Annotated in this window: 2 protein-coding genes; one reads left to right on the top strand and one right to left on the bottom strand. The window is 63.7% G+C overall.

Annotated elements, in window-relative coordinates; all coding sequences use genetic code 11:
- Nucleotides 1–893: D-xylose ABC transporter substrate-binding protein (gene xylF / locus EOA60_RS30980; protein ID WP_128312470.1), on the bottom strand; the 893-nt coding region annotated here is incomplete at its 3' end.
- Between the two features lie 344 nt (nt 894–1,237).
- Here xylF and EOA60_RS30975 point away from each other — a divergent pair.
- Nucleotides 1,238–1,901, top strand: a 664-nt coding sequence (locus tag EOA60_RS30975; RefSeq protein ID WP_164899690.1) for an ROK family transcriptional regulator, incomplete at its 3' end; no start/stop codon positions are given.

The following is a 1,901-nucleotide window of genomic DNA, read 5'->3' as shown; positions in this document are numbered from 1 at the left end:
GTCGTGAAGTCCTTGGCTCCCGCGATGTCGGTCATCTTCTTGCCGTCGGCGAGCTGCGAGGCGATCTCGGCGGCGTGCTTGCCGAGCTCGCGCGCGTCCTTCCACACCGACACCGTCTGGGTGCCGAGCGCGATGCGGTTGAGCGCGGCATGGTCGCCGTCCTGGCCCGAGACCGGAACGGTGCCGGCCAGGCCTTGCGCCGTCAGCGCCGCGACGACGCCGCCGGCGGTGCCGTCATTGGCCGCCACCACCGCGTCGACCTTGTTGTCGTTGGCGGTCAGGAACTGCTCCATGTTCTTCTGCGCGTTGGCGGGCAGCCAGCCGTCGGTATAGGCTTCGCCGACATTCTTGATCTTGCCGCTGTCGATGGCTTCTTTCAGCACTTCCATCGAGCCGGAGAACAGGAAATCGGCGTTCGGGTCGGCGCCCGAGCCCTTGATGAAGACGTAATTGCCCTCGGGCTTGGCCTTGAACACCTCGCGGGCCTGCATGCGGCCGACTTCCTTGTTGTCGAAGGTCAGATAAAACACGTCCTTGTTCTCGATCAGGCGGTCGTAGCCGACGACCGGAATGCCTTCGTCGAGTGCCTTCTGCACCGCCGGTCCGATCGCCGAGGCGTCCTGCGCCAGGATGATCAGCGCATTGGCGCCCTGCGAGATCAGGCTTTCGACGTCGGTCAGCTGCTTGCCTGGATTGGACTGTGCGTCGGCGGATATGTACTTGTCGCCGGCGGCCTCGATCGCCTTCTTCATCGCCGCTTCGTCGGTCTTCCAGCGCTCTTCCTGGAAATTGGACCACGAAACGCCGATCACCTTGTCCTTCGCCTGCGCGACCGACACCAACGTCAACGACATGGCGACGCCCGCCAGAATGGCGGCTGCGAATCTCTTCATGATATCCTCCTGCGCCCTCGCGGCGCGACCCAGACTGGCCCGAAGGCGATGAGGCTTTTTTTCGAGCCTCGAAAAAATACTATCCAACGCCAAAGCGCTGTCAACTGCAATTCTGACGGTTTTTGAGGTGGTCACGTACTTTTTTCGAGACCCGCAATAAATAATGACAGTGCCGACCGCTTCTGCCACTATCGCGGAACAGTTCGGGAGGAGGCGCAGCCCGGTCCACCGAAACTTGTAAGACCAGGACGGTTCGGGTGCCGGCGTGCGGGACTGAACCGATCTGGCGCGTCGCCGAGTCCTGTGCATGATCGAGAGGCCGCGCTGACTGGGAGGAGACAAAAATGTCGGTCGGAATCCGCCACGACGATCTGCGCCGGCGCAACCGCGCCATGGTGCTCTCGGCCGTGCGCCGGGCCGGCCAGCCGTCGCGCACGGAAATCGCCGCGACCACCGGGCTCAGCCATTCGACCATTTCGGCGATCTCTTCCGACCTGATCCAGGAAGGCGTCTTGGCCGAGAGCAAGCCGAGCGAGACCGCGTCTCTGAAGCGCGGCCGGCCACAGGTGGGCCTCGCGCTCAAGCCTGAGGCGGCGGCGGTGGTGACGGTGGTGCTGTCGCTCAATTTCCTCTCGGTCGCCGTTATCGATTATGCGGGCCAGGTCATCGCCGAGGAGCAGCGCCGCCTCGATACCCTCACCATGCCGCGCAACGAGCTGATCGGCGAATGCTTGGCGATCGTGCGGCGCCGGTTGGACGATCCGGACCTCGACGTCGGCAGCGTCGCCCGCATCGCCATGGGCATCCAGGGCATCACCGATTCCCATGCCCGCGCCATGCTATGGTCGCCGATCACGCCGCTGACCGACATTCCCTTCGCCGACATCCTGGAAAAGGAATTCGGCATTCCGGCCACCATGGAAAACGACTGCAACATGATGGCGGTGGCGCTGCAGTGGCGCGATCCCGACCGCTATCGCGACAATTTCATCGCCATCCTGCTCTCGC

The sequence above is a fragment of the Mesorhizobium sp. M1A.F.Ca.IN.020.06.1.1 genome, from assembly GCF_004023265.1.
In the GTDB taxonomy this organism is placed as follows: Bacteria; Pseudomonadota; Alphaproteobacteria; order Rhizobiales; family Rhizobiaceae; genus Mesorhizobium.
This window is presented reverse-complemented; position numbering and strand designations above follow the sequence as displayed.